The organism is Phytopseudomonas punonensis, from assembly GCF_900142655.1.
In the GTDB taxonomy this organism is placed as follows: Bacteria; Pseudomonadota; Gammaproteobacteria; order Pseudomonadales; family Pseudomonadaceae; genus Aquipseudomonas; species Aquipseudomonas punonensis.
Genome location: NZ_FRBQ01000002.1, coordinates 593164 through 618453, shown reverse-complemented (window position 1 = coordinate 618453; position 25290 = coordinate 593164). Strand labels below are relative to the sequence as shown.

The window sequence follows — 25290 nt, the reverse complement described above, 5'->3', positions numbered from 1 at the left end:
CCTTGATGAGGAGATAGCCCGTGGAACGCGAGTTTATGGAGTTCGACGTCGTCATCGTCGGCGCCGGCCCTGCCGGTCTGTCCGCCGCTTGCCGTCTGAAGCAGAAAGCCGCTGAAGCTGGCCAGGAAATCAGCGTCTGCGTGGTCGAGAAAGGCTCCGAAGTCGGCGCCCACATCCTTTCCGGTGCTGTCTTCGAACCGCGTGCCCTGGACGAATTGTTCCCCGACTGGAAGGAACTGGGCGCGCCGCTGAATACGCCGGTCAACGGCGACGACATCTATGTACTGAAAGATGCCGACAGCTCCGTCAAGGTTCCGGGTTTCTTCGTGCCCAAGACCATGCACAACGAAGGCAACTATATCATCTCCCTCGGTAATCTGTGCCGCTGGCTGGCCCAGCAGGCCGAGAACCTCGGGGTGGAAATCTACCCAGGTTTCGCCGCACAGGAAGCACTGATCGATGAGAGCGGTGTGGTGCGCGGCATCGTCACCGGCGACCTCGGCGTCGATCGCGAAGGCAACCCGAAGGAAGGTTATTACACCCCCGGCATGGAACTGCGCGCCAAGTACACGCTATTCGCCGAAGGCTGCCGTGGCCACCTCGGTAAGCAGCTGATCAAAAAGTACAACCTCGACAGCGAAGCCGACGCCCAGCATTACGGCATCGGTATCAAGGAAATCTGGGACATCGACCCGAGCAAGCATCAGCAAGGCTTGGTGGTGCACACCGCGGGTTGGCCGATGGACATCATGGGCACCGAAAACACCGGCGGCTCCTTCCTCTATCACCTGGAAAACAACCAGGTGGTGGTCGGCCTGATCATCGACCTGTCCTACGCCAACCCGCACCTGTCGCCATTCGACGAGTTCCAGCGTCTCAAGCATCACCCGGTCTTCAAGCAGTACCTGGACGGCGGCAAGCGTGTTGCCTACGGCGCCCGCGCCATTGCCAAGGGCGGCCTCAACTCGCTGCCGAAGATGGTCTTCCCGGGCGGCGCACTGATCGGCTGCGATCTCGGCACTCTGAACTTCGCCAAGATCAAGGGCAGCCACACCGCCATGAAGTCCGGCATGCTGGCAGCTGAGGCCATCGCCGAAGCTCTGGCCGCCGGTCGTGAGGGTGGTGACGAGCTGCGCAATTACGTCGATGGCTTCAAGGCCAGCTGGCTGTACGACGAACTGTTCCGCAGCCGCAATTTCGGCGCGGCGATCCACAAGTATGGCGCGGTGATTGGCGGCGGCATCAACTGGGTCGACCAGAACCTGTTCGGTGGCAAGCTGCCCTTCACCCTGCACGACAACAAGCCGGACTATGCCTGCTTGAAGACCGCCGCAGAGAGCAAGAAGATCAATTATCCGAAGCCGGACGGTAAGCTCAGCTTCGACAAATTGAGCTCGGTGTTCCTATCCAACACCAACCATGAAGAAGAGCAGCCCTGCCACCTGAAGCTCGCCGACCCGAGCATTCCGATCGACAAGAACCTGCCGCTTTACGACGAACCAGCGCAGCGCTATTGCCCGGCCGGCGTGTACGAAGTGGTCGCCAACGACGATGGCAGCAAACGCTTCCAGATCAACGCGCAGAACTGCGTGCACTGCAAGACTTGTGATATCAAGGATCCGGCCCAGAACATCACCTGGGTGGCGCCGGAAGGGACTGGCGGCCCCAACTACCCCAACATGTAAAACATAAAAAGGCTCCCTCGGGAGCCTTTTTTATTGGGTGTTATTCCAGCGGTCCGATGGGAAAGAACATGCCCCCACTCCACACACCCAGCCAAGGCTGACCGTTGACCTCACGGGTTTGTGCCAACTCGACCAGTTGGTAGAAAACGTTGCGATGGATCAGCGCTTCCAGATTGGCTCGCACATGTATGTAGGGCGACGGCTCCTGCGTATGCGCATCCAGCTCGACGCGCAACGGATGCTCGGCGCCGGCTTCAACCTCATCGCCAACGTTGCTGACGAAGGTGAGCACTTGCTCTTCTCCCTGCCCGCTCACCTGCACGGACACCGCCACGAAGGGCGCGTCATCGACCTTGATGCCGACCTTCTCGACCGGGGTAACCAGAAAATAGTCATCGCCGTCACGGCGGATGATGGTCGAGAACAGCCGCACCATCGCCGGCCGCCCGATTGGCGTGCCCATATAGAACCATGAGCCGTCACGGGCGATACGCATGTCGATATCGCCACAGAAATCCGGATTCCACAGGTGCACGGGCGGCATGCCCTTGCTGCCTGCCGGCGGAATCTGCGCAAGCAGATCACCGGCCTTGTCGCCCTCGCTCATCACACCTCCGAGGTTTGCTTAACGGCTGAAACCCAGAAGTGTACGCGCATAATCCTCGAGCGGCGCCCGGATCAGATCCTCGGGCCGGGCGTCATAAAACGTCAGGAAGCCGCCGCGACTGCGGATGCGCGCGGTATCCACCAGAAAGCGAGTGTTGGTTTCGATCAGCATCAACTGCAACACGCTGCGGTCGGTGCCCAGGCGCTCGAACTCTTCCTGATCTTCCCACTCCTCCAGCGTGCCGATGCGGTCATCGGCATAGGCAAAGCGGGTGTAGAGCAGATAATGAGCGCCGGCAGCGCGTGCCTCGCCCAGCGCCTCATCGAGGCCGACCGGTGCCCTCGCCCTTCTCACCATGGGGAAGTACTCGACGAAACCGCGGAAGGCTTCCTCGGCCACCACATTAGGCCGCGGGTAGGCGTGCTTGCCATTCGGCGTGAACGGGCCCTGAGCGATATAGATAAACGAGTCGGCCTGAAGCCGCCAAGATGCCGAGCGGCGGACTTTGCTGTAGTCCAGCACACCGGCATCGCGCAGGTGGTAGGTGGCGCCATCGGCCATGTCGCTGACATTCATGCAGCCAGTCAGGCTGAGCAGCAGAGCCAGGGCGAACAGGTTACGCATGTGAATCTCTCCCGACACCGGTGACGGAAAACCGGCGAATGACTGCTCCAAGCAGTTTTCGCGCCAGGAGAGGCGCACGATCTCAACAGGTCGTGCGCGTACTCAGGTGGGAGGCGTTTCGCTGTCGCGCTTGCGCTTGTTGCCCATGCGCACGCCAATGTCCATCAGAAACTGGAAGAAACCTTCCTGATCTTCCAGCACATTGCTCCAGAACGGCGAGTGATAAAGCGCCACCGCGCCATGAACCAGCGCCCAGGCCGCGCAATAGTGAAAGTATGGCGGCACGTCTTCGAGCTTGCCTTCGGAGATGCGGCCCTTGATCAGCTGAGTCAGCCGCTCGAAGTTGGAGGCGCGAATGCTGTGCAGTTGCTCGACCAGCTCGGGCACCTGATTGCCCTTGACCACCTTCTCTTCCAGACGGTCGAACAGGCGGTAGCGCTGTGGGTCACGCATGCGAAACTCGAAGTAAGCCCGCGACAGCGCTTCCTTGTCGCGATCGATATCGGATGAATGCAGCAGCTCGTTCAGATCACGCTCATAGTCAAGCATCAAGCGCAGGTAGATTTCCGCTTTCGACTTGAAGTGCTTGTAGATGGTGCCTTTGCCGATACCGACGGCATCGGCAATCATCTCCACGGTCACGCTATCCTCACCCTGCTCGAGGAAGAGTTTCAGAGCGATGTCGAGAATCTCCTGCTCGCGGCGGCGAAACTCACGGATCTTGCGGGGTTCTTTCTGCATAGGGAAATGACAAGGTCGGAATTCAAGTCCGCTATTATGCCCAACTAACGCCAAATTGCACGGATCATGCGCTCATGAATGCCATCATCGACGAGTTTCCACAACCGGCCGATCTCTACTACCTGAACCATGCCGCCGTCTCACCGTGGCCGGCACGCAGTGCGCGGGCGGTCGAGCGATTTGCCCGAGAAAACATCGCCACCGGCGCCCGTGATTATTCGCAATGGCTGGTTACAGAGCGCCAACTACGCGAACGCCTGGCTCGCCTGCTTAATGCCTCGTCGCGGGCCGATATTGCGCTGGTCAAGAACACCTCGGAGGCGCTGTCGTTCGTGGCCTTCGGCCTGGACTGGCGCGAAGGCGACCAGGTGATCATCAGCAGCGAAGAATTCCCCTCCAACCGCATCGTATGGGAGGCACTGCACCCGCGCGGCGTGGAAGTGGTCCAGGTCGACCTACAGGGTGGCGACGCCGAAGGCGCCCTACTTACCGCCTGCACACCACGCACCCGCCTAATGGCCATCAGCGCCGTCCAATATGCCAGCGGCCTGCGCCTCGACCTAGAGCGCCTTGGCGCCGGCTGCGAGCAGCGCGGCGTATTGCTGTGCGTCGATGCCATCCAGCAGTTGGGCGCGCTCAGCATGGACGTGCAAAGTAGCCGCTGCGCCTTTGCCATGGCCGACGGCCACAAGTGGATGCTCGGCCCGGAAGGTCTGGGCGTGTTCTATTGCCGGCAGGATCTGCGTGAGCAGCTGACACTGCACGAATACGGCTGGCACATGCTTGAGCACGCGGGCGACTATGACCGTGATGACTGGCAACCAGCCCGCAGCGCCCGCCGTTTCGAGTGCGGCAGCCCCAACATGCTTGGTGCCATGGCCCTGGAAGCTAGCCTGTCGCTGCTCGAGGAAGTGGGCATGCCGCAAGTCGAACGCGCGCTGCATGAACGCGTGCAATGGTTGCTAGATGGTCTGAACGAAACAGCGGGCGTGCAATTGCTCAGTGCACAAGAGCTTGAAAAGCGCGCCGGCATCATCACCTTTGCGGTAAACGGCTGGGACAACCGCCAGCTCCACGAACGGCTCAAGGCCGAGCAGATCATCTGCGCCCAGCGCGGCGGGGGCATTCGCCTGTCACCGCATTTCTATACCGAAGCGCGAGTGATCGAACACACTCTGCAGCGCCTGCGGGCAATCGTCAGCGAATAGGCACTCAGCAGAGCGAGAAATATTCCAAATCCGTTTAAAGCCGCCGGTGGACGTTGGCCGCGGATGACCAATACTCAATCGTACCGGTGCGGCATATTCCCCAAGTGTCGCAGCGGCCGAAGTGCCGAGGACCGCGCACTTCGTTTGACTCCTAATGGTCTTGACCCGGATTCCGTCCCGAAGCCGGGTTTTTTTTGAGCATTAGCTCATAAGCCAGCGGCAACCCGAGCTAACGGAAACAGACGCTTGAAGTTATCGCCGGTCTGCTGCGCCAGAGTTTCATAGCTGACGCCGCGCAGCGTTGCCAGGTACTCGGCGACATCGCGCACGTACTCCGGCAGGTTTGGCTTGCCGCGATGTGGCACTGGCGCCAGGTACGGCGAGTCAGTCTCCACCAGCAGACGATCGGCTGGCACTTGCCGGGCGACGTCACGCAGCGCATCGGCATTGCGAAACGTGACGATGCCGGACAGCGAAATGTAGAAGCCGATATCCAGCGCCGCCTTGGCCATTTCCCAGTCTTCGGTGAAGCAGTGCAGCACGCCGCCCTGAGGTAGCGCGGCCTCGCGCAGCAGCGTCAGGGTGTCGGCACGGGCTTCGCGGGTATGCACGATCACCGGCTTGCCGGTGATCTGCGCCGCTTGCAGGTGCAGACGAAACGCCTCTTGCTGCAGCTCGGCCGCTTCGGGTTCGTAGTGATAATCCAGGCCCGTCTCACCAATGGCGACTACGCCTGGGTGATCCAGCTCGGCGAGCAGCCAGTCCAGCGCCGGAGCGCTGCCTGGCTCGAGATCGAGCGGATGAATGCCAACCGAGCAGTCGACATCGGCGTAGCGCCCCGACAGCTCACGAACCGCCGCAGCGTTATCGGCGCTCACCCCAATACAAAGAAAGTGACCGACACCACGGGCGCGGGCAGCTGCCAGCGCTTCGTCGAGCGAACCGCCATGGGCGGCCAAGTCGAGACGATCGAGGTGGCAGTGGGAATCGATGAGCATAAATCAGAACCTTGAGCGGCAGGCGGGATGCGCAGCTAACGCGGCAGGCCAACAGGCCTGCCAGAGCTGCACGAATGGGGCCGCTATTACATCGTATGGGTGGGACGATCGGACTTGAGGGCGCCAGCCAAGTAGGTCTCGATCTTGTTGCGGGCGGTGTTGTCGCCTTCGTTGAACTGCACACCTACGCCAGCGGCGCGGTTGCCCTGGGCGCCTTTGGGCGTGATCCACACCACCTTGCCGGCCACCGGGATCTTTTCCGGCTCGTCCATCAGGTTGAGCAGCATGAACACTTCATCGCCGAGCTTGTAGCTCTTGTTGGTAGGGATGAATAGGCCGCCATTCTTGATGAAGGGCATATAGGCGGCGTACAGCACGGACTTGTCCTTGATGGTCAGGGACAGGATGCCGTTACGGGGTCCCAGATTAGGTGGCAAGTTCATGCAGGATTCCTGAAGTCGTGACGTGGGGTCGATTCTAGCCCGGTCCAGGCAGGCTTGCCCACTGCACCAGCAAGGCTTCGAGAAGCAGCACACGGTTGAGGTTGGCATTGCCCAACACTTTTTGCCGTTGCTGCAGCAACCAGTCCTGAATACTCAGCACCTTCTCTTGCGCCGCCTTTTGCGCCAGGTACTGCACGACCTTGGCCATATCCGTCGGGCCGAGGCCCTGCTCGTCCTGCGTCAACTGGTAACGCAGGATCAGCTGCGCCCAGTCACAAAACCAGTCGAACAGCAGCGGCAAGGGCACATCTTTCCAGCCCTCGGCCAACTGGCTGGCCGATACCTGCTGCTTGTGCAGTTTCTTCACCCCGTCGACCACCAGCGCGCGCTGCTCGCGCACGCCCTGGGCGTGCAAGCGCGTCGCAGCCAATGGCGAACCTGCCGCCAGGTAAAGCAGCTCTCGGATGTCCTGCTCGGAGCACTCAGGCAGAGCTGCACTCAACCACTGCAAGCTCATCGCCTGGCTAGGCAACGGGCACGCCTGCTGCACGCAGCGACTACGGATGGTTGGCAGTAAGCGGCTTGGCTGGTGACTGATCAACAGCAGTACGGTATCACCCGACGGTTCTTCCAGGCTCTTGAGCAGCGCGTTGGCAGCGTTGAGGTTCATCGCCTCGGTGGGCTCGAGGAGGATTACCTTGCGCCCGCCCAGTTGCGCGGTCTGCACCACGAAGTTGACCAGCGTCCGTACCTGGTCGACCTTGATCGCCTTGCCCGCCTCTTCAGGCTCGAGCACGTAGTTGTCTGGGTGGCTGCCAGCCGCCAGCAGATGGCAGGACTTGCACTGCCCGCACGGCTGCAGATCCACCGGCGACTTGCACAGCAGAAACGCCATCAGGCGCTCGGCCAGTGCCCGTTTACCGATACCGGCAGGGCCATGCAGCAAGTAGGCATGCGCGTGCTGCGTACGACCAGCCAATTGCTGCCAGAGCGTCTCCTGCCAGGGGTACACGTCAGCCACGCTGCAGCTCCAGCAATTGTGGCAGCAGTTCATCGAGGTCACGCTGAACGGCGTCCAGCGACTGCGCCGCATCGAGAATTCGATAACGGGCCGGCTCGGTCTTGGCACGCTGCAGATAGGTGCTGCGTACCGCTTCGAAGAACTCCCGACCTTCCTGCTCGAAGCGATCCAGACGGCCGCGAGCAACGGCACGTGCCAGGCCCACTTCAACCGGCAGATCGAACACCAGGGTCAGATCCGGCCGCAACGAGCCTTGAACAAAATTCTCCAGCTGGGCGATGCGCTGCACATCCAGGCCGCGACCGCCGCCCTGATAGGCGTAGGTCGCATCAGTGAAGCGATCACACAGCACTACGGCACCACGCTGCAATGCCGGCACGATCACCTGGGCCAGATGCTGGGCCCGCGCTGCGAACACCAGCAGCAGCTCGGTATCACTGGCCATGGTTTCGTCACTGGGTGCCAGCAGCAGTTCGCGTACGCGCTCGGCCAGCGGTGTGCCACCAGGCTCTCGGGTCAGCAGCACGTCGATCCCCTGCTCGCGCAAGCGCGCCGCCAGGTACTCGCGATTGGTGCTTTTACCGGCGCCTTCGGGGCCTTCCAGGGTGATAAACAAGCCGCTCACTGGGTGTCCTTATCGCTGTTCTGGGGAATGGGCGCTGGGCTGGAACGGTAGTCCGCGCGGCGCTTCAACTGGTATTCGCGCACGGCGCGATTGTGCTGGTCGAGAGTTTCCGAGAACACGTGACTGCCATCACCGCGGGCCACGAAATATAGGCTCTTGCCATCGACCGGATGCAGCGCCGCGTGGATCGCCTCGCGGCCTACCAAGGCGATGGGTGTCGGCGGCATGCCGTCAATGGTGTAGGTGTTGTAAGGCGTCGGCTCACGCAGATGGGCGCGAGTGATGCGCCCCTGATAACGCTCGCCGAGGCCGAAGATCACCGTCGGGTCGGTTTGCAGACGCATACCGACAGCCAGACGGCGCACGAACACGCCAGCAATCTCGCCGCGCTCTTCGGGCACACCGGTTTCTTTCTCGATCATCGAGGCCATGATCAGCGCCTCGTAGGAATCCTTGTATGGCAGCGAGTCGTCGCGTTTCTCCCACTCCTCGTCGAGCACGACCTGCAAGCGCTTGTGCGCCTGTTTGAGCAAATCCAGATCGCTCATGCCACGTACATAGCGGTAGGTATCAGGGAAGAAACGCCCCTCGGGGTTCTGCTCGGGCTGGCCAAGCTTGGCCATGATCTCGGCATCGCTGAGCTTGCTCAGGGTCAGTTCGAGCTTGTCCTGCCTCGCCAAGGCTGCACGCACCTGGCGGAAGGTCCAGCCCTCGACCAGCGTCAGGCTGTATTGCACCACCTCACCGCGGCGCCACAGGTCAAGCATGTCACGCACCCGCAGGTCGGGGGTCAGCCGATACTCGCCGCTGTGCAGCGGCTGGCCCTGCAGGTTGAAACGCCAATACAGACGCAGCCAGAAGGCGCCATCGATCACGCCATCAGCCTCAAGGCGATTGAGCACGCCACCGGGTGTGGCGCCAACCGGCACCTCGATCAGCCGCTCCTCGCTAAGCGTCAGCGGCTGCTCGAGCGCGCGATGCTGCTGCCAGGCCACCAGCCCTAGGGTGAGGCCGGCCAGCACCACAACGATTTCGAGAACCAACAGTAATTTTCGAATCACGAATCAGCGGTCCAGTAGATGACGGGCAAGGGCCTGCAGTTTACGGGTGAGCGGCCCGACCGACCAGTGACGCGCTTGCAACTGACGCACCGGCCAAACACCGTACAGGCTGTTGCAGAGAAAGACTTCATCGGCGGCCAGCAGTTCGTCCATCTGCACATCAGCCACCTGACAGACGATGCCCAGCGCCTGCGCCTGCTCCAGCAACTCGGCGCGCATCACCCCAGCCACGCCGCAGCGGCTCAGTTCGGGCGTTGAGAGCATGCCGTCACGCACCAGAAACAGGTTGCTGAACACCCCTTCGACCACTCGCCCGGACATATCGAGCATCAATCCTTCGGCATACTCGGCGCCCTGCCACTCGGCGCGGGCCAGTACTTGCTCAAGACGATTGAGATGCTTGAGACCCGCCAACAACGGCTGCTCGGCCAGACGGGTTTCGCAGGGGAATAGTCGGACACCATCCTCGGCATGCTGCGGCGGGTAAGCCGGCATCGCGCCAGCCTGAAGAATATGTCGTGGCGCTCCAGCCGAAGGTGCATAACCGCGCTGGCCATCACCACGGGTGACGATCAGCTTGGCGACGCCCTGCCCCAGCTCGGCGCAAAAGGCAGAGAGCTCATCACGCAAGCGGCCTGCATCCAGATCGATACGCAAGCGCGCACAACCTGCAGTGACCCGCGCTAAGTGGCGCTCAAGCAACACAGGGCAGCCGCCCTGCACTGCCATGGTCTCGAACAGGCCGTCACCGTAGGCCAGGCCGCGATCGGCTAGCGGCAGCGACGCAGCCGGCCGACCGTCGACCCAGGTGAGCATCAATCAGCGTACCGGCGAAACACCAGCGAGCCGTTGGTGCCACCGAAACCGAAGGAGTTGGACAGCACCACATCCATCGGCATCTTGCGTGCCTCGTGCGGGACGAAGTCCAGATCGCAACCTTCGTCAGGCTCATCCAGGTTGATGGTCGGTGGCGCGACCTGATCACGCAGCGCGAGCACGCTGAAGATCGCCTCTACCGCACCTGCGGCACCGAGCAGATGGCCGGTCATGGATTTGGTCGAGCTGACCGCGAGCTTGTACGCGTGATCGCCAAAAACGCTCTTGATCGCCGCCACTTCAGCCTTGTCGCCAGCCGAGGTGGAGGTGCCGTGGGCGTTGATGTACTGCACGTCAGACGGCTGGATACCGGCATCACGCAGCGCATTGGTGATGCAGCGCGCAGCGCCGGCACCATCTTCAGGTGGCGAAGTCATGTGGAACGCATCGCCGCTCATACCGAAACCGATCAGTTCGGCATAGATGGTCGCGCCGCGAGCCTTGGCATGCTCGAGCTCTTCGAGCACCAGCGCACCGGCACCGTCGGACAGCACGAAACCGTCACGGCCTTTGTCCCACGGGCGGCTCGCCTTGGTCGGCTCGTCATTGCGGGTGGACATGGCACGCGCCGCGCCAAAGCCGCCCAGGCCAAGACCACAGGCCGCCATCTCGGCGCCACCGGCGATCATCACGTCCGCCTCGCCATAAGCGATGTTGCGGGCGGCCATGCCGATGCAGTGAGTACCGGTGGTGCACGCTGTGGCGATGGCGTAGTTGGGGCCCTGCAAACCCAGATGGATCGACAGGAAACCGGAAATCATGTTGATGATCGAGCCCGGTACGAAGAACGGCGAAATGCGCCGCGGGCCCTGCTCATGCAACGATTTGCAGTTGTTCTCGATGTTGGTCAGGCCGCCGATACCGGAGCCCATGGCCACACCGATACGGTCACGGTTGGCATCCGTGACTTCCAGGCCGGAATCGCGCGCTGCTTGAAAGCAGGCAGCCAGACCGTACTGGATGAACAGGTCGAGCTTGCGCGCCTCTTTGGCGGATAGGTAAGGCTCGACATCGAAATTCTTCAGCGAACCGCCAATGCGGGTCGAGAAAGCGGAAAGATCCATATGCTCGATCAGGCCGATGCCACTGCGGCCGGCCAGAATGCCCTGCCAGCTGCTCGGCACATCGTTACCCAGCGGGGTCAGCATGCCCATACCGGTAACCACGACGCGTCTACGCGACACAGCAATCTCCTCATATCAGGTTTTTCGACGCTGCGATGCCTCTGGCAAACCATTGCCCAGAAGTTCGATCATCCAGCGATTGGCTCAGGGTTAGCCGAGCGGGAAACGCCATAGGCGCTTTTAGCTTTTACAGCGAACCGTCAAAGAAAAGCCGCACGCCTTTGCAGACGTGCGGCTTTTCCAATTCGGGAAGCGACGAACTGCTTACTGAGCGTGAGCAGTAACGTAGTCGATTGCTTCCTGAACAGTGGTGATCTTCTCGGCTTGTTCGTCCGGGATCTCGGTCTCGAATTCTTCTTCGAGAGCCATCACCAGCTCAACGGTGTCAAGAGAGTCGGCACCCAGGTCTTCAACGAAGGAAGCGCTGTTGGTTACTTCTTCTTCCTTCACGCCCAGTTGCTCGGCAACGATTTTCTTGACGCGTTCTTCGATGGTGCTCACGTGTTATCACTCCTATTGGACAAATCCAGCCAGCTGGTTGTGCCGGCAAGTGTATAGAAAGGGTTTTCAGCTTTTCAAGCTGAAAGCCAATGGCGCCCACGGAAATACATCAACGACCCCACTCTCAAACTTGCAGCTTTGTTACCAAGTTTGCATCGAATCGAAGACGTTCGCCGACTGCAGCGCCGGTATTCAGCTCATGTACATCCCACCGTTCACAGGGATAGTAGCCCCTGTAACGTAAGCTGCACCATCGGAAGCAAGGAAAGAAACCACGTTAGCGATCTCTTGCGCCTGCCCCAAACGGCCCAGCGGAATCTGTGTCAGCAGCGCTTCGCGCTGTGCTTCCGGCAATTCACGGGTCATATCGGTATCGATGAAACCCGGTGCCACGGCGTTGACGGTGATCGAGCGCGAACCCACTTCACGGGCCAGTGCACGACCGAAACCTTCAAGGCCAGCCTTGGCCGCTGCGTAATTCACCTGGCCGGCGTTGCCCATGGCACCCACCACCGAACCGATGTTGATGATACGCCCGAAACGCGCCTTGGTCATGCCACGCAGCACAGCCTTCGACAAACGATAGAGGCTGTTGAGGTTGGTATCGATGACGTCATACCACTCGTCGTCTTTCATGCGCAGCATCAGGTTGTCGCGAGTGATGCCGGCATTGTTGACTAGCACCAGCACCTGGCCGAAATCCTTCTGGATCTTTTCCAGAGTGGCCGCGACGGATTCGTCGTTGCTCACGTTGAGCATCAGGCCAGTGCCTTCGATGCCGTTTTCCTTGAGGGTAGCGGCAATGCGCTCGGCACCCGCTTCGGACGTTGCAGTCCCGATGACCACAGCACCCTGACGACCCAGCTCCAGGGCGATCGCCCGGCCGATACCACGGCTTGCGCCAGTGACCAGTGCAACCTTACCTTGCAGACTCATAGCATTCTCCTTCGTATTCGTGCCTAGACGGCAGCCAGTGCGGCACGCGCAGCGGCAAAGGCTTCGGGGGTGTCGAGGTTGTGTGTGTTGACGCCCTTGACACAGCGCTTGTTCAGACCCGAGAGCACTTTGCCCGGGCCACATTCAACCAGATCAGTAACACCCTGCTCGCCGAGGCGAACCATCGACTCTACCCAACGCACCGGGCTGTACAACTGAGCCAGCAGGTCGCGCTTGAGGGTATCCAGATCAGTTACTGCATCGGCGCTGACGTTCTGCACCAGCTTGATCTGCGGTGCCTGCCAGGCAATGGCAGCAACGGATTCGGCAAAACGCTCGGCAGCTGGGCGCATCAGCTCGCAGTGCGACGGCACGCTGACTGGTAGCGGCAGCGCACGCTTGGCACCACGAGCCTTGCAGGCCTCGACGGCGCGAGCCACGGCAGCCGCAGAGCCAGCGATAACCACCTGCCCTGGCGCGTTATAGTTCACTGCGCTGACCACTTCACCTTGAGCCGCTTCGGCGCAGGCAGCTTGCACGTCGGCATCTTCCAGACCGAGAATCGCGGCCATGCCGCCCTGCCCGGCCGGTACGGCCTGCTGCATCAGCTGGCCACGCAACTCGACCAGCTTCACCGCTTCGGCAAAGCCAATGGAGCCGGCTGCGACCAGCGCGCTGTATTCACCCAGGCTGTGCCCGGCGACGAATGCAGGGCGCGCGCCACCTTCAGCCAGCCACAAACGCCACAGGGCGATGGAGGCAGCCAGAATGGCAGGCTGTGTTTTGTCAGTCTGGTTGAGCTGCTCTTCCGGGCCTTGCTGGGTCAGTGCCCACAGGTCATAGCCCAGGGCGCTCGACGCTTCGCTGAAGGTATCGAGGATCAGCGCGTGCTCTGCGCCGTGGCCGGCCAACATGGTCAGCGCTTGCGAGCCCTGACCGGGAAAGACGAATGCGAGGGATGCAGACATTGAACGGTTCCCTTAGTGATCTTCTCGTCGAAATTAACGCCCACCACTGGCAAGCGCTCGAAAACTGAAATTTTGGATGGCTGCCCATCCCAAGTGGTCACATATTACGGAGCAAGTGCTCAATCCGACCACTCAGTCGCTGCGGCAAATCCTGCTGCACGTCGGTCATCGCCCGGCGAATGGCGCTCTTTATACCATCCGGCCCGGCACTGCCGTGACTCTTCACCACGATGCCCTGCAAGCCCAGAAAACTCGCGCCATTGTGCCGCGCAGGTGCCAACTCACTGCGTAACCGGCGCAGCAGCGGCAACGCCAGCAGCCCCGCCAAACGCCCCAGCAGCGTGCTGCGAAACAGCGCCTCGAGCCGCGACACGATCATCGTCACCAATCCTTCGCTGGATTTGAGCAGCACGTTGCCGACAAAACCATCGCAGACAAGCACATCGGCTTCGCCGCGATACAGCCCGTCACCCTCGACGAAGCCTACATAGTTGAGCCCTTCGATACCTTCGAGTAACGCAGCAGCCTGCTTGACCTGTTGATTGCCCTTGGTTTCTTCACTGCCGACGTTGAGCAGACCGACGCGCGGCGCAGCCATGCCCTGCACTTCTGCAGCTACCGCACCCATGATCGCGAACTGACACAGATGCTCGGCCGTGCAGTCGACGTTGGCGCCTAGATCCAGCAAATGGCAAACACCATTGCGACTCGGGATGGCAGCAATCATCGCCGGCCGGTCGATACCTGGCAGGGTCTTGAGCACATGCCGCGACAAGGCCATCAGCGCACCGGTATTGCCGGCACTCACGCAGGCATGAGCACGCCCATCGCGCACCAGCTCGAGCGCCACACGCATGGATGAATCAGGCTTGCCACGCAGGGCATGACCTGGCCGCTCGCCCATATCGATAGACTCGGCAGCATGCTCGATTTTCAGGCGCGCGTAATCGACACCGGCAATACCAGCGAGCAATTGTTTAATCAGAGGGGCTTGGCCGACAAGGACCAGGTGTAACGAGGGGAACTCTGCCAGACAGGCGACGCTGGCTGGAACAATGCAGTGGGGACCGAAGTCCCCACCCATTGCATCAATCGCGATGATCGGAGCGGACAAGATTTACTCGTCAGCGCCCTTGTCGATCACTTTGCGACCACGGTAAACGCCTTCCGGCGATACGTGGTGGCGCAGGTGAACTTCACCGGTGCTCTTCTCAACGGACAGAGCGTTACCCTCGAGCGCGTCATGCGAACGACGCATGTCACGGGCGGAACGGGATTTTTTGTTCTGCTGAACAGCCATAGTAGTTAACTCCTAAACGTTTGGGTCACGCTTTAACTGTGCCAATACACTGAACGGGTTGGACCGCGTAACCGCGTCCTCGCTCGGTTCAGGCTCATCAAGGCCCGCCGGCGGCTGGCAATCTTTCGGGTCATGCATTGGCACGATGGGCAAGGCGAGCAACAGCTCATCCTCGACCAAGGCCAACAGATCCAGAGGATCTTCACCCATTTCCAGTACGTCATAGCCTTGCGGCACGGACTGGGTATTCGCGCCCTCCTTCACCACAGCATAATCACACTCGCTGCGGATCGGTAAGGTGACCTGATCCAGACACCGCTGGCAAACCATCTTGACTTCGACCTCAAGCTGGCTGTGAATGACCACAGCATGGCGCTCGTCACGCTCGAAGCTCAGCTTCGCACGCACGTTGCCGCCATTATCGGCGAGAGGGTCGCAGAGCCTCGACAAATCAGCTAACGGCAATTCACCCTCGAGGGTGGCGCCGCGGTCAGCGAGTTTGCGTGGATCAACGTGAGGTGGAATCGGGCCGTTTGACATAGGCGCCGCATTCTATGGAGGCAACCGCACGCTGTCAAAGGAAATTCCGCCTGTCCGGCAGCTTTGTCGACGACTAGAATCAGCCGCTCGCTCCGCACGAGGTCAATGCCCATGCTGCCCCTGGTTCTCGCTTCCAGTTCCCCCTACCGCCGCGAGCTGTTGAGCCGCCTGCGCCAGCCCTTCGAGTGGGCCGCGCCGAGCATAGATGAATCTCGCCAGGCCAGCGAGCCGGCTGAAGAACTGGTGCGCCGCCTGGCCCGGCAAAAGGCCGAGGCGCTGGCGGGACAATTCGCCGCACACCTGATAATCGGTTCCGACCAGGTGGCGGTGCTCGACGGCCAGGTGCTCGGCAAGCCCCACGACTTCGAACGTGCCCATGCCCAGCTCAGCGCCGCCAGCGGAAAAAGCGTCACCTTCCTGACCGGCCTGGCACTGCTCGATAGCCAAAGCGGTGCCTGCCAGGTCGACTGTGTGCCCTATACCGTGCACTTTCGTACCCTGGGTGCCGAGCAGATCACCCGCTACCTGCTGGCAGAGGAGCCCTATGACTGTGCCGGCAGCTTCAAGGCCGAAGGGCTCGGCATCAGTTTGTTTCGCAGCACCGAAGGCAGCGACGTCAACAGCCTCATCGGCCTCCCGCTGATCCGCCTGGTGGAGATGCTCGACAGCGTCGGCGTGCAGGTGCCCTGAACTCAGCGGGGCTGGTTGATGGGTTCGCACCCATTCTACGAGCTACGGTTGCGGCCAGTTCCATATCCTGTGGGAGCGGGCCATGCCCGCGAATCGGGCGCATGGCGCCCTCCTACAGTTAGATGTAGATGGGATGCGAACCCATCAACCAAAATCACTCCGGCGCCTCCCCAACCAACCGCTCCCACAACCCACTACGCCTTTCCACTCGCCGCCCAATGGCTGCCTCGAAAATGCCGGCGCGGCTTTCGATCAGGCTGAAGCAATCCCGCGCGCGGGTAATGCCGGTGTACACCAGCTCCTTGGTCAGCACCGGGTTGAGGCTGTCCGGCAGCACCAGGGCGCAATGGGCGAACTCCGAGCCCTGGGACTTGTGCACTGTCATGGCGAACACGGTTTCCACGGCGCCGAGGCGACTGGGCAGAATCGAGCGCAGCTCACCCGTGCCGTCATTGCGCGGGAACACCACCCGTAGCGCCAGGCGCATCGGGCCACCCGCCTCCAGGGCCGGCTCGGGCAGGCGCAGGGCGATACCGATATCGCCATTCATCAGCCCCAGGCCATAGTCATTGCGGGTGACCAGCACCGGGCGCCCTTCGTACCAGCCGTGTTCCTGCTCGATCAGCCCACGCTGCAGCAGGGCATGGGCGATACGCCCGTTGAGCGCCTCGACGCCCCAAGGCCCCTTGCGCACGGCGCATAGCAACTGAAAGCGGTCGAAGGCCGCCAGCACGTCGGCGGCCCAGGCATTCCAGCGCTGCTCGCCATCGTTCACCCCCGGGCGCTGCTGGTGGAGAATGTTCAGGTAATCGACATAGCCCACCGGGCGTCCTTCGCCGCCTGGCAAGCCATCGAGCAGCAAGCGTTCGAAGGCGCGATCCTGCTCGCCGGTCAGGCGCAACTGGTGCAGATCCGCGCCGCCAGCGGCCAGCACCTCGCGAGCCTCCATGGCCGCGCCACGATTCACCGCCAGGGCCAGCCGGCCGATACCGGAGCCCCCGGCGAAGCGCCGGGAATGGCGAAGCATGACGATATGCTGGGACAGCGCCTGCTCGCCCGGCAGCAATTCAGGCCCCTCGATGCGCTCGCCGGTGTGCTGCGCCAGCCAGGCGCGGGTGGCTTCGCTATAGCCGCCGGCTTCGGCATCGCGACACAGGTCACCGAGCACCGCACCAGCCTCCACCGAGGCCAGTTGATCCTTGTCACCCAGCAGGATCAGCCGCGCATGCAGCGGCAAGGCATCGAGCAGGTTGGCCATCATTTCCAGGTCGATCATCGAGGCTTCGTCGACCACCAGCACGTCCAATGGCAACGGGTTGGCGGCGTGATGACGAAAGTGGCGGCTGTGTGGCCGACTGCCCAGCAACCGGTGCAGGGTGGTGACCGTGCTGGGGATCTGCCCGCGCACCGCCTCGCTGACCGGCAGGGTCGCCACCTGGGCGCCGATGGACTCGGTCAACCGTGCGGCGGCCTTGCCGGTAGGCGCCGCCAGGCTCAGACGCAACGGCGCACCGCGATCCAGGGCGGCAGCCTGCAGCAGCGCCAGCAGACGCACCACGGTGGTGGTCTTGCCGGTGCCGGGGCCGCCGGTGATCAGGGTGAAGCGCCCCCGCGCCGCCAGGGCGCAGGCCAGTTTCTGCCAGTCGGTGAGGCGCTGCCCACCCAGCTCCAAAGGCTCGGGAAACAGCACCGCCAGGCGTTCGGCCAGATCCATCGGCGCGTCCGCTGCACCCTGCAAGCGCTGCCCAATATCCTCGGCGACGCTGCGTTCGTACTCCCAGTAACGGCGCAGGTACAGGCAGGTGCCACGCAGCACCAGCGGCGCGGTCTCATCCTCGGCATCTTCGAGCAGCGCGCTATGGGCGCAGGCCGCCAGCCAGGCGTCCGTGCTCAGCCCGGCCAGCACCTCGGACGGCAACAGGCTGACGCCCTCGGCATCCTCACCTTCCGGCGGCAGCGACAGCGCCGAGTCCGGGTCGGCCAGGGTGGTCTGCAGGTCGAGGCACACGTGGCCCTGGCCCAGTTGATGGCTGGCCAACGCCGCTGCCAGCAACAGCAAGGGCGATGCCTGGGGGTCGAGGTCGGCAAAAAAATGCGCCAGGGTACGATCCAGCTCGCGCAGCCAGCCACGTTCACTCCAGGCCGCCAGCAGTTCGAACAATGTGTCGCGATCTTGCAGCATTGGCGTCATGCCAGGTCCTCCACCGGCTCGCCGAGAAACAGCGCATCCAACCGTTCGATCAGCGCCCGCTCAGGGCGCGCCAGGTACTGCCCGGCGCCCGGTGCACGCAGAAACAGGTACAGCGCGCCGCCCATATGGGTGTCGTAGTCATAATCGGCCAAACGCAGGCGCAGGTGGCGGTGCAGGGCCAGCACGTAGAGTACGTATTGCAGGTCGTAACGGTGGCTGGCCACAGCGGCGCTCATGGCCTCGCTGGTGTAGGCCTGCTCGTCGGCGCCCAGCCAATTGGACTTGTAGTCGACCACGTAGTAGCGGCCCTCATGTTCGAACACCAGGTCGATAAAGCCCTTGAACATGCCGTTGAGGGTGTCCGGGCTGAGCTGCGGCCGCGCCACGCCCGGCATCTCGAAATGCTGCACCAGGGCATCCAGACGCAGCACGTCGACGCGCGAGGCCTCGAACCAGAACTCCAGCTCTGCCTGGTATTCGCCAATGGTCGCCAGGCTCACAGACTGGCCATTGCCAAGCGCCATGGGCTGCACCAGCAGGCCCTGCAGCCACAACCATAATGGTTCGATCCAGATCTGCAGGCCGCGCCGCTGGCAGCGTCGCGCCAGGTGCTCACGCAGCACCTCCGGCGCCGCCGCCATGGCCGCGAAGCCTTCGGCGGCGGCGATTTCCAGCAGGCCGTGGAGGAAGGTGCCGGGGTTCGGCCCGCGGGGAAAGCGATGCAGGCCCTGGGCCGAAACCGGTATCTGCTCCAGCGCCAGGGCCGGATCCTCATCGTCGCTGGCGATCTGCACGGCCGAACTGTTCGGCGAGACGTCATCGTGGCGGTCGATCACGCGGCTCTCGCCCTCCTCCATGCGCAAGGCGCTGTAGGAGGCGATCCACCAATGCTCGGCGGCGCGCCGTGCTGGCGTGCGCCAATGGGGCTCGAAAGCATCGGCATCCTGGGCGCGATACGTCTGCTCGCTGGCCTCGGGCGCAGGCAACGCCACGCAGCGCGGTGGATCAGCCAGCGGGCTCAGCCATTCGACCAGTTGCACGCTCTGCGCCAGGGGCTGACCCGCGCCGAGCAGGTAACCCAGGGCGCTCTGGTACAGGCGCGAGGTCTTGGCGGTACCGATCTTCAGGTCCGCCACCCCCAGCCAGCAGGCGTGCCGCGCCCGGGTCAGCGCCACGTAGAGCAAGCGCAGGTCTTCGCCGAGGCGCTCCTGCTCGGCCTGCGCCAGGCTCTCTTCATCGGGCTCGAGCAGCAGGCGGCGGCGTTCGCCGTCGTGCACCTGCACCGGCTTCTTGTCGTCCAGCGGACGGAATGAACAGATAAAGGGCAGGAATACCAGGGGGTATTCCAGGCCCTTGGATTTGTGGATGGTCACCACGCGCACCAGGGCGTCGTCGCTTTCCAGGCGCAGCACCTGCTCCTCGGCGGCCTGACCGCGCCCGGCCAGGCACTCGCCCAGATGGCGGATCAGCGCCAGCTCGCCATCCAGCTCGGCGGCGGCCAGCTGCAGCATTTCGGCCAGGTGCAGCAGATTGGTTAGCAGCCGCTCGCCATCGGGGCGGCTCATCAGCCGTTGCGGCAGGCCGAAATCCTGCAGCAACTGGCGCAGCATCGGCAGCACGCCCTGGCGCTGCCAGCGCTGGCGGTAGCCACGGAACTGCATGACCCGCGCCTCCCAGAAGCGCTCGTCGAGGTTCAGTTGCTCCAGCTCGGCGAGGCTCAGGCCCAGGGTCGAACTGGCCAGCGCAGCACGCAGCGGGCGGTCCTGATCGGGCTCGGCGCAGGCGCGCAGCCACAGCAGCAGGTCATGGGCTTCCACGGTGGCGAACACCGAGTCCTTGTCGGACAGGTACACGCTGCGTACGCCGCGGGCCGCCAGCTCGCCACGAATCGCCTGGGCTTCCTTGAAATCGCGCACCAGCACGGCGATATCGCTGGGCCGCAGGGCCGTCAGCGTATCGCCCTGGAGAAAGCCGGCGCGCTGCTGCTGGCCAAGCACCAGCAGGCGGACGATCTCGCTCGCCGCGCTGGCCGCCAGGGCGTCCAGATATCGGCCTTTGGCAATGGCCTCCTCGCTGGGCAGGTGCCAGAGGTTGAGCGCCGGCTGCACCTGACCCTCGACCGTCCAGACCTCCTTGCGGCCCTGGGCACCGACCGGGATGAACGGCAGGTCGTCGCGCAGCAGAAAGGCGCCCTGCCCGTCCTCCCTGGCCTCGGCCAGCCCGAACAAGCCGTTGACCGCGGCCACCATCGGCTCGCTGGAGCGGAAGTTGGTGTCCAGGTTGTAATGCCGCCCGGCGGTGGCCCGGCGGGCACGCAGATAGGTGTGAATGTCTGCGCCGCGGAACGAATAGATGGCCTGCTTGGGATCGCCGATCATGAACAGGCCGCAGTCGTCGCGATTCGCCTCGACCTGATAGAGGGTGTCGAAAATACGGTACTGCAGTGGATCGGTGTCCTGGAATTCGTCGATCAGCGCCACCGGGAACTGCTGGCGAATCACCTCGGCCAGGCGCGGGCCGCTGTCACCCTGCAGGGCGTCGTCCAGGCGGCTGAGCATGTCGTCGAAGCCCATCTCGGCGCGCTGGCGTTTCTCGCGGTCGAAGCGCTGGCGAATCCAGGCGGCAGCATGGCGCAACGCGGCATCGTTCGGTGCAGGCAGCGCATCGAGCTCAGCCTTGAGCGTGGCCATGGCGTGCAATGCCGGGTGCGCGGGCGGCGCACCGACCTTCCAGGCCTCGGCCAGGCCATCTGGAGTCAGGCGGGTGAAACCGGTGCCGATATCCAGCACCTCGTCATCGCCATGGGCCCAGGCGCGCAGCTTGTCGAGCCAGGGCTTGTAGTAGCGCGCCTGCAGCTTGCGGGCATCGACCTGTTTCTGCGCCGCGGCCTGGTCGAGCAGGCCCTGCAGGGCATCGGCCCAGGCGCCCCAGGGTTCCTTGAGGGCATTGAGCGCGCGCTGGCGGTCGCGCAGGGTGCCATCGAGCAGATCGCCCAACGCCAGGCCAGCGCCGTCGTCCTGTTCGCCCAGCAGCGAGCGGATCCGCTGGCCCAGCTCGTCCGGCGTGCCCCAGTTCTCCGCCACCCACTCAAGAGCCAGGCCCTGCAGCGGGTAGCAGTGCTGGCGCCAATAGTCGCGCACCACTTCGGCGAGCAGCTCACTGTGATCGGTTTCCAGGGTCTGGCTGAACAGGCTGCCGCTGTCGAAGGCGTGCTCGCGCAGCATGCGCTGGCACCAGCCGTGAATGGTCGACACCGCCGCCTCGTCCATCCACTGCGCTGCCAGCTCCAGGCGCCGAGCGCACTCGGGCCATTCGGCGGAGGCGAAGTCGGCCTTGAGGGTGGCCAGCAAGGCATCGCCTTCGGCATCCCCGCGAAATGCCGTGGCGGCCTCCACCAGGCGCGCGCGAATGCGATCCCGCAGTTCCCGGGTGGCGGCATCGGTAAAGGTCACCACCAGAATCTGCGGCGGCAGCAGCGGCTCGCGGAAGGCCGCTTCGCCACCGTGACGCAGGATCAGGCGCAGGTACAGCGCCGAGATGGTGTAGGTCTTGCCGGTACCGGCGCTGGCCTCGATCAGGCGGCTGCCGTGCAGCGGGAAACTGAGCGCCAGCGGGCGTGTCTGCTGGCTCATGGCTGGTCATCCTTGAGTTCGGTGATCTCGGCATCGAGCAGCGACTGGTAGAGCACGGCGCCCCAGTGGGCGAACTGGCCGTCGCGTAGCAAGGCGTCGAAATCCGGGTACTGGCGGGCCAGGCTGGCGCTCTGCTGCACTTCACCCGTAACCAGGTGGCCGCCTTCGTAGACCTTGCGTGCGGCGTCTATGGCCTTGTCCTCATCCTCGTCCTTATCGAGCTGGGCGAACCAGGCCGCGACCGTTCTGATCGCCACCGGCAGCGGCGCCTGCATGCCGGCGAGATAGGCCTCCAGCCACTGGCGCAGCAGGTGTTGACCGTCGGCCTGACTCAACGGCGCGAAGGCCAGGCGCACGTCTTCGGCGACCAGCAGCGTGGTCAGCGGATGCCCGCAGGTGGCCGCCGCCACATGGCTGACCCAGGGCCTCAGCAGGCGGTGCCACTTGTAGCTGCGGTCCTTGCGCTTCAGCCCGCCGGGCTGCAGTTCCAGCCGCGCCAGGGCGTCGCCGTTCGCGTGCAGATCGCCGAGCCAGTCCTCCAGCACCAAACCGGCATGGGCGAAGCTTAGGCGGATCGGCGACGGCAAGCGCTCCGGCCAGCGCGCCAGCAACGCAGCGTAGCCCTGCAGCTGCGCCGGCAAGGGTTCCAGAAGCTGCACGCGCAGTCGCTCACCGAAGCCGGCCACCGGCAGCAGGCCACTGCGCTGGATGCGCCGCGCGGCCCGCTCGAGTGCTGCATCGACAGGCTGGTTTTCCTGCAGGGCCAGCGCCGCGGCCTGCAGCAGCGCCTGCTGGATCTGGTAGCGCTGCAGGCCATCGAGGGCAAAGGGTTCGGCATCCAGCTCGGCCTGTTCGGCTTCGTCCAGGTGTACCTTGAGGCGCGCGGTGAAGAACTGCTTCACCGGGTCACGCAGGAAGCGTTGCAGGGTTTCCAGATTGAGCGCGTCGTCCACGACGAATGCGCCCAACGGCTGCTCGTTGGCCTGGGCCAGCGGCGCACGGTGGGAAGCAGCCCATTCGTGCACATAACTGAACAGCGGCCCATCGCCGGAGAAGTAACGGCGGCTGAAGGGCTGCAGCGGGTGCTCGGTGGTCAGGGCATGCAGCAGATCGCCGCCGCCCGCCAGGCGCCAGGCACTGGCCAGATGATCACGCAGTTGGCCAATCAGCACCGACGGCGGTCGCTCGGTATTGTCGCGAATGCTGCGCCCGACCCAGCTGATATAAAGGCGCTCGCGCACCGCCAGCAGCGCTTCGAGCAGCAGATAGCGATCGTCTTCGCGGCGCGAGCGATCGCCAGGGCGGTAGTCGCCGCCCATCAGGTCGAAGTCCAGCGGTGCCTGGCTGCGCGGGTAATCGCCGTCGTTCATGCCCAGCAGGCACAGGTGACGGAACGGGATGGCGCGCATCGGCATCAACGTGCAGACGTTCACCGCACCGGCCATGAAGCGCTGGCTAAGGCCGCCCTGATCAAGCCCGCCGAGCCAGGCCTCGCGCACCACGGCCAGCGGCAAGGCTTCTTCCAAGGTGGCCGCATCACAAAGCTCCAGCCAGCTTTCCAGCGCATCCTGAGCCTGATTGCGTAGCACTTCGTCGCGCTCGTCCTGAGGCAGGAAGAAGTCGTCCAGCAGCGCCCGCAAGCGCTCGCCCCAGGTCACCGGCAGCAGCGCTTCGGCAAGGCTGTCGCAGTGAATATCCAGCATGTCCAGCAAGCGTGTCAGCGGGCCGATCAAAGCGGCATCCAGGCCGCCTATCTCGTCATAGGGCTCGATGCCCGCACGCGCGCCGGCACCGCCAACGGCGTAGCCGAGCAGCATGCGGCGCAGGCCGAAGCGCCAGCTGTTCTGTTCCAACCCGGCGCCTAGGCCAAGGCCTTCACGCTGCTCGGCATCCAGGCCCCAACGCACACCGGCGCCTTCCAGCCAGCGGCGCAGCAGAGGCAACTGGTCTTCGGTAATTGCAAAACGCGCGCGCACAGCAGCCACGTCGAGCAGGTCGAGAATCTCGCTGACGCTGAAGCGGCTGTCCGGCAGGCGCAGCAAGTGCTCCAGAGCGATCACCAGGGGCTCTTTGCCGCGCAGCCCCTGGTCGGCCAGGGTGAAAGGAATGAAGCGCGGATCGTCACTGCCGAACTGGCCAAACACCGCGCGGATATGCGCGGCGTAGGTGTTCACGTCCGGCACCATGACGATGATGTCCCGCGGGCGCAGTGTCGGGTCTGCGCTGAACGCCGCCAGCAGCTGATCGTGCAGCACCTCGACCTCGCGCTGAGCGCTGTGGGCGACGTGAAAACGCAGCGAGTGATCCCTGGCCGGATCGACCGCCGGCCAGTGAGTGCGGCTTTCCTCGACTGGACGCAGGTCGAGGATGTCGTTGTGCAACTGGCCCAGCAATGAGCCCTCGTCCATCGCGCTGAACAGGTCGATACGCTCGAACTGCTCGCGGTAGCGCTGCGGTTCGTCGTACTGATCGAGCAGGTTGATGTAGTCGCGGCCCTGCTTGCCCCAGGAGGCCAGCAGCGGCTGGCCGTGCTGGTGCAGCTCCTCGACGTCGAACAAGCCGAGCTGGCCGACCTGCCCGGCCTGGCCGCCGGCCTTGCGTTTCTGTCGGCGGTACTCGTGGCGCAGCAGGTCCTTGTCTTCGACGATATCGCCCCAGTGGTGCTGCGACGGGTTGTGCACGTAGAGCATCACCTGGGTGAAGCGCGCCATGGCGGCCAGCGCTTCGAGCATTTGTGCCGGCAGCGAGGAAATGCCGAAAACCGTCACCCTGCGTGGCAGGCCGCGCGGCGGCGAGTCCATTTCCGCCAGTTTGGCGACGAAGCGCGGGTGCACGCCGGCGCGGCTTTGCGACAGATGCTCCTCGCCGACATCGGCCAGCAGCGTGCGCCACAACAGCGGCTGCCATAGCGCACTTTCATCGAGCGGCTTCACGCCGCCACGGGCGTTGCGCAATTGATCGTGCCCATCAGCCCAGTCCGCCAGCCAGTCGGCGCGGTACACCTGGTACTGGTCGAACAGATCAGCCAGGCGTTCGGCCAACTGATGACGTTTGCGCAGGTCGGCATCGTCCGCCAGGAACCGCCGCAGCGGCGCGAAACAGGGTTCGTCGAGCAGGCTCGGCAACAGGCGCATCAGCCGCCAGGTCAGCGGCGCCTTGTCCAGCGGCGACTGCTGGGGAATTGCCTCGCTGCCCAGCACCGTCCGGTAGGCCTGCCAGAGAAAGCGCGCCGGCAGGCTCACATCGGTGGCTGCCGCGATGCCGCAGCCCTCCTGCTCGGCCAGCGCCAGCTTGAGCCACTGGGCGATGCCGTTGCTCTGCACCAGCAGCACCTCGTTCTCCAGCGGGCGCAGCGGATACCGACGCATCCACTCCACCGCCAGAGCGCGCAGCTCCTCAAGGCGGTTGCCATGGATGACGATCAGACCGGGGTTAAGCGCCGACATGCAGAGTTCCTGGGTGCAGAATCAGACGGCGAATGATGACAGAGCACGGCGATGAGGTGTGACGCCGTGGTGG

General features: G+C 63.5%; 22 protein-coding genes. 3 read left to right on the top strand and 19 right to left on the bottom strand.

Annotated features, from left to right (window positions below; genetic code table 11):
• The first annotated feature begins 20 nt into the window (after positions 1-20).
• On the top strand, positions 21-1685 hold the full coding sequence (locus BUC40_RS09585; RefSeq protein ID WP_073265003.1) for an electron transfer flavoprotein-ubiquinone oxidoreductase: 1665 nt from the start codon (positions 21-23) through the stop codon (positions 1683-1685).
• A 40-nt stretch (positions 1686-1725) separates the two neighbouring features.
• Here BUC40_RS09585 and BUC40_RS09580 read toward each other — a convergent pair whose 3' ends face one another.
• The 3 genes from BUC40_RS09580 to BUC40_RS09570 form a co-directional block, all read right to left on the bottom strand.
• Positions 1726-2292 carry a DUF1285 domain-containing protein gene (locus BUC40_RS09580; protein ID WP_073265001.1) on the bottom strand — a complete coding sequence of 189 codons (567 nt, stop codon included), beginning with the start codon at positions 2290-2292 and terminating at the stop codon, positions 1726-1728.
• Positions 2293-2310: 18 nt separating this feature from the next.
• Positions 2311-2916, bottom strand: a complete 606-nt coding sequence (locus BUC40_RS09575; protein ID WP_073264999.1) for a DUF4823 domain-containing protein — start codon at positions 2914-2916, stop codon at positions 2311-2313.
• Positions 2917-3018: 102 nt separating this feature from the next.
• Positions 3019-3657 (bottom strand): TetR/AcrR family transcriptional regulator, encoded by a 639-nt coding sequence (locus BUC40_RS09570; RefSeq protein WP_073264997.1) that lies wholly within the window; start codon positions 3655-3657, stop codon positions 3019-3021.
• 74 nt (positions 3658-3731) lie between these two features.
• Here BUC40_RS09570 and BUC40_RS09565 point away from each other — a divergent pair, with 74 nt between their 5' ends.
• Positions 3732-4865, top strand: a complete 1134-nt coding sequence (locus tag BUC40_RS09565) for an aminotransferase class V-fold PLP-dependent enzyme (protein WP_073264995.1) — start codon at positions 3732-3734, stop codon at positions 4863-4865.
• Positions 4866-5071: 206 nt separating this feature from the next.
• Here the strand turns inward: BUC40_RS09565 and BUC40_RS09560 are convergent, their stop codons facing one another.
• The 13 genes from BUC40_RS09560 to BUC40_RS09500 form a co-directional block, all read right to left on the bottom strand.
• A complete protein-coding gene (locus tag BUC40_RS09560; protein WP_073264993.1) occupies positions 5072-5863 on the bottom strand; it encodes a TatD family hydrolase in 792 nt (263 codons plus the stop codon).
• Positions 5864-5949: 86 nt separating this feature from the next.
• On the bottom strand, positions 5950-6306 hold the full coding sequence (locus BUC40_RS09555) for a PilZ domain-containing protein (RefSeq protein ID WP_013791815.1): 357 nt from the start codon (positions 6304-6306) through the stop codon (positions 5950-5952).
• Positions 6307-6340: 34 nt separating this feature from the next.
• Positions 6341-7327, bottom strand: a complete 987-nt coding sequence (locus BUC40_RS09550) for a DNA polymerase III subunit delta' (protein WP_073264991.1) — start codon at positions 7325-7327, stop codon at positions 6341-6343.
• Positions 7320-7952, bottom strand: coding sequence for a dTMP kinase (gene tmk, locus BUC40_RS09545; protein WP_073264989.1), 633 nt, complete (start codon positions 7950-7952; stop codon positions 7320-7322). The genes BUC40_RS09550 and tmk overlap by 8 nt, the downstream gene beginning before the upstream one ends.
• Positions 7949-9013, bottom strand: a complete 1065-nt coding sequence (gene mltG / locus BUC40_RS09540; protein WP_073264987.1) for an endolytic transglycosylase MltG — start codon at positions 9011-9013, stop codon at positions 7949-7951. Before mltG ends, tmk begins: the two co-directional genes overlap by 4 nt.
• A gap of 3 nt (positions 9014-9016) precedes the next feature.
• The gene (pabC, locus tag BUC40_RS09535; protein ID WP_073264985.1) at positions 9017-9829 is read right to left on the bottom strand and encodes an aminodeoxychorismate lyase; all 813 of its coding nucleotides are present in this window, start codon (positions 9827-9829) and stop codon (positions 9017-9019) included.
• Positions 9829-11073, bottom strand: coding sequence for a beta-ketoacyl-ACP synthase II (fabF, locus tag BUC40_RS09530; protein ID WP_073264983.1), 1245 nt, complete (start codon positions 11071-11073; stop codon positions 9829-9831). Before fabF ends, pabC begins: the two co-directional genes overlap by 1 nt.
• A gap of 204 nt (positions 11074-11277) precedes the next feature.
• A complete protein-coding gene (gene acpP / locus BUC40_RS09525) occupies positions 11278-11514 on the bottom strand; it encodes an acyl carrier protein (RefSeq protein ID WP_003245177.1) in 237 nt (78 codons plus the stop codon).
• A 192-nt stretch (positions 11515-11706) separates the two neighbouring features.
• On the bottom strand, positions 11707-12450 hold the full coding sequence (fabG, locus tag BUC40_RS09520) for a 3-oxoacyl-ACP reductase FabG (protein WP_073264981.1): 744 nt from the start codon (positions 12448-12450) through the stop codon (positions 11707-11709).
• Between the two features lie 23 nt (positions 12451-12473).
• Positions 12474-13418, bottom strand: a complete 945-nt coding sequence (gene fabD / locus BUC40_RS09515) for an ACP S-malonyltransferase (protein WP_073264979.1) — start codon at positions 13416-13418, stop codon at positions 12474-12476.
• Positions 13419-13515: 97 nt separating this feature from the next.
• Positions 13516-14532 (bottom strand): phosphate acyltransferase PlsX, encoded by a 1017-nt coding sequence (gene plsX / locus BUC40_RS09510; protein WP_073264976.1) that lies wholly within the window; start codon positions 14530-14532, stop codon positions 13516-13518.
• A gap of 3 nt (positions 14533-14535) precedes the next feature.
• The gene (rpmF, locus tag BUC40_RS09505; protein ID WP_025167420.1) at positions 14536-14718 is read right to left on the bottom strand and encodes a 50S ribosomal protein L32; all 183 of its coding nucleotides are present in this window, start codon (positions 14716-14718) and stop codon (positions 14536-14538) included.
• A gap of 12 nt (positions 14719-14730) precedes the next feature.
• A complete protein-coding gene (locus BUC40_RS09500) occupies positions 14731-15258 on the bottom strand; it encodes a YceD family protein (RefSeq protein WP_073264974.1) in 528 nt (175 codons plus the stop codon).
• Between the two features lie 111 nt (positions 15259-15369).
• On the opposite strand from BUC40_RS09500, the gene BUC40_RS09495 reads away from it, so the two are divergent.
• Entirely contained in the window at positions 15370-15948 is a 579-nt protein-coding gene (locus BUC40_RS09495; RefSeq protein WP_073264973.1) for a Maf family protein, read from the top strand.
• A gap of 154 nt (positions 15949-16102) precedes the next feature.
• On the opposite strand, the gene recD is transcribed toward BUC40_RS09495, so the two are convergent.
• The 3 genes from recD to recC are packed head-to-tail and all read right to left on the bottom strand — an operon-like array spanning position 16103 to position 25217.
• Positions 16103-18139 (bottom strand): exodeoxyribonuclease V subunit alpha, encoded by a 2037-nt coding sequence (gene recD, locus BUC40_RS09490; RefSeq protein ID WP_073264972.1) that lies wholly within the window; start codon positions 18137-18139, stop codon positions 16103-16105.
• Positions 18136-21771, bottom strand: a complete 3636-nt coding sequence (gene recB / locus BUC40_RS09485) for an exodeoxyribonuclease V subunit beta (RefSeq protein WP_073264971.1) — start codon at positions 21769-21771, stop codon at positions 18136-18138. The genes recD and recB overlap by 4 nt, the downstream gene beginning before the upstream one ends.
• Complete coding sequence (gene recC / locus BUC40_RS09480) at positions 21768-25217, bottom strand: exodeoxyribonuclease V subunit gamma (RefSeq protein ID WP_073264970.1); 3450 nt, start codon at positions 25215-25217, stop codon at positions 21768-21770. Before recC ends, recB begins: the two co-directional genes overlap by 4 nt.
• Between the last annotated feature and the right edge of the window lie 73 nt (positions 25218-25290).

Excerpts from the sequence above, each read along its gene's own strand:
- BUC40_RS09580 (WP_073265001.1), bottom strand. The coding sequence starts at position 2,292 with ATGAGCGAGGGCGACAAGGCCGGTGATCTGCTTGCGCAGATTCCGCCG.
- BUC40_RS09575 (WP_073264999.1), bottom strand. The coding sequence starts at position 2,916 with ATGCGTAACCTGTTCGCCCTGGCTCTGCTGCTCAGCCTGACTGGCTGC.
- BUC40_RS09570 (WP_073264997.1), bottom strand. The coding sequence starts at position 3,657 with ATGCAGAAAGAACCCCGCAAGATCCGTGAGTTTCGCCGCCGCGAGCAG.
- BUC40_RS09565 (WP_073264995.1), top strand. The coding sequence starts at position 3,732 with ATGAATGCCATCATCGACGAGTTTCCACAACCGGCCGATCTCTACTAC.
- BUC40_RS09560 (WP_073264993.1), bottom strand. The coding sequence starts at position 5,863 with ATGCTCATCGATTCCCACTGCCACCTCGATCGTCTCGACTTGGCCGCC.
- BUC40_RS09555 (WP_013791815.1), bottom strand. The coding sequence starts at position 6,306 with ATGAACTTGCCACCTAATCTGGGACCCCGTAACGGCATCCTGTCCCTG.
- pabC (WP_073264985.1), bottom strand. The coding sequence starts at position 9,829 with ATGCTCACCTGGGTCGACGGTCGGCCGGCTGCGTCGCTGCCGCTAGCC.
- fabG (WP_073264981.1), bottom strand. The coding sequence starts at position 12,450 with ATGAGTCTGCAAGGTAAGGTTGCACTGGTCACTGGCGCAAGCCGTGGT.
- fabD (WP_073264979.1), bottom strand. The coding sequence starts at position 13,418 with ATGTCTGCATCCCTCGCATTCGTCTTTCCCGGTCAGGGCTCGCAAGCG.
- rpmF (WP_025167420.1), bottom strand. The coding sequence starts at position 14,718 with ATGGCTGTTCAGCAGAACAAAAAATCCCGTTCCGCCCGTGACATGCGT.
- BUC40_RS09500 (WP_073264974.1), bottom strand. The coding sequence starts at position 15,258 with ATGTCAAACGGCCCGATTCCACCTCACGTTGATCCACGCAAACTCGCT.
- BUC40_RS09495 (WP_073264973.1), top strand. The coding sequence starts at position 15,370 with ATGCTGCCCCTGGTTCTCGCTTCCAGTTCCCCCTACCGCCGCGAGCTG.
- recD (WP_073264972.1), bottom strand. The coding sequence starts at position 18,139 with ATGACGCCAATGCTGCAAGATCGCGACACATTGTTCGAACTGCTGGCG.
- recB (WP_073264971.1), bottom strand. The coding sequence starts at position 21,771 with ATGAGCCAGCAGACACGCCCGCTGGCGCTCAGTTTCCCGCTGCACGGC.
- recC (WP_073264970.1), bottom strand. The coding sequence starts at position 25,217 with ATGTCGGCGCTTAACCCCGGTCTGATCGTCATCCATGGCAACCGCCTT.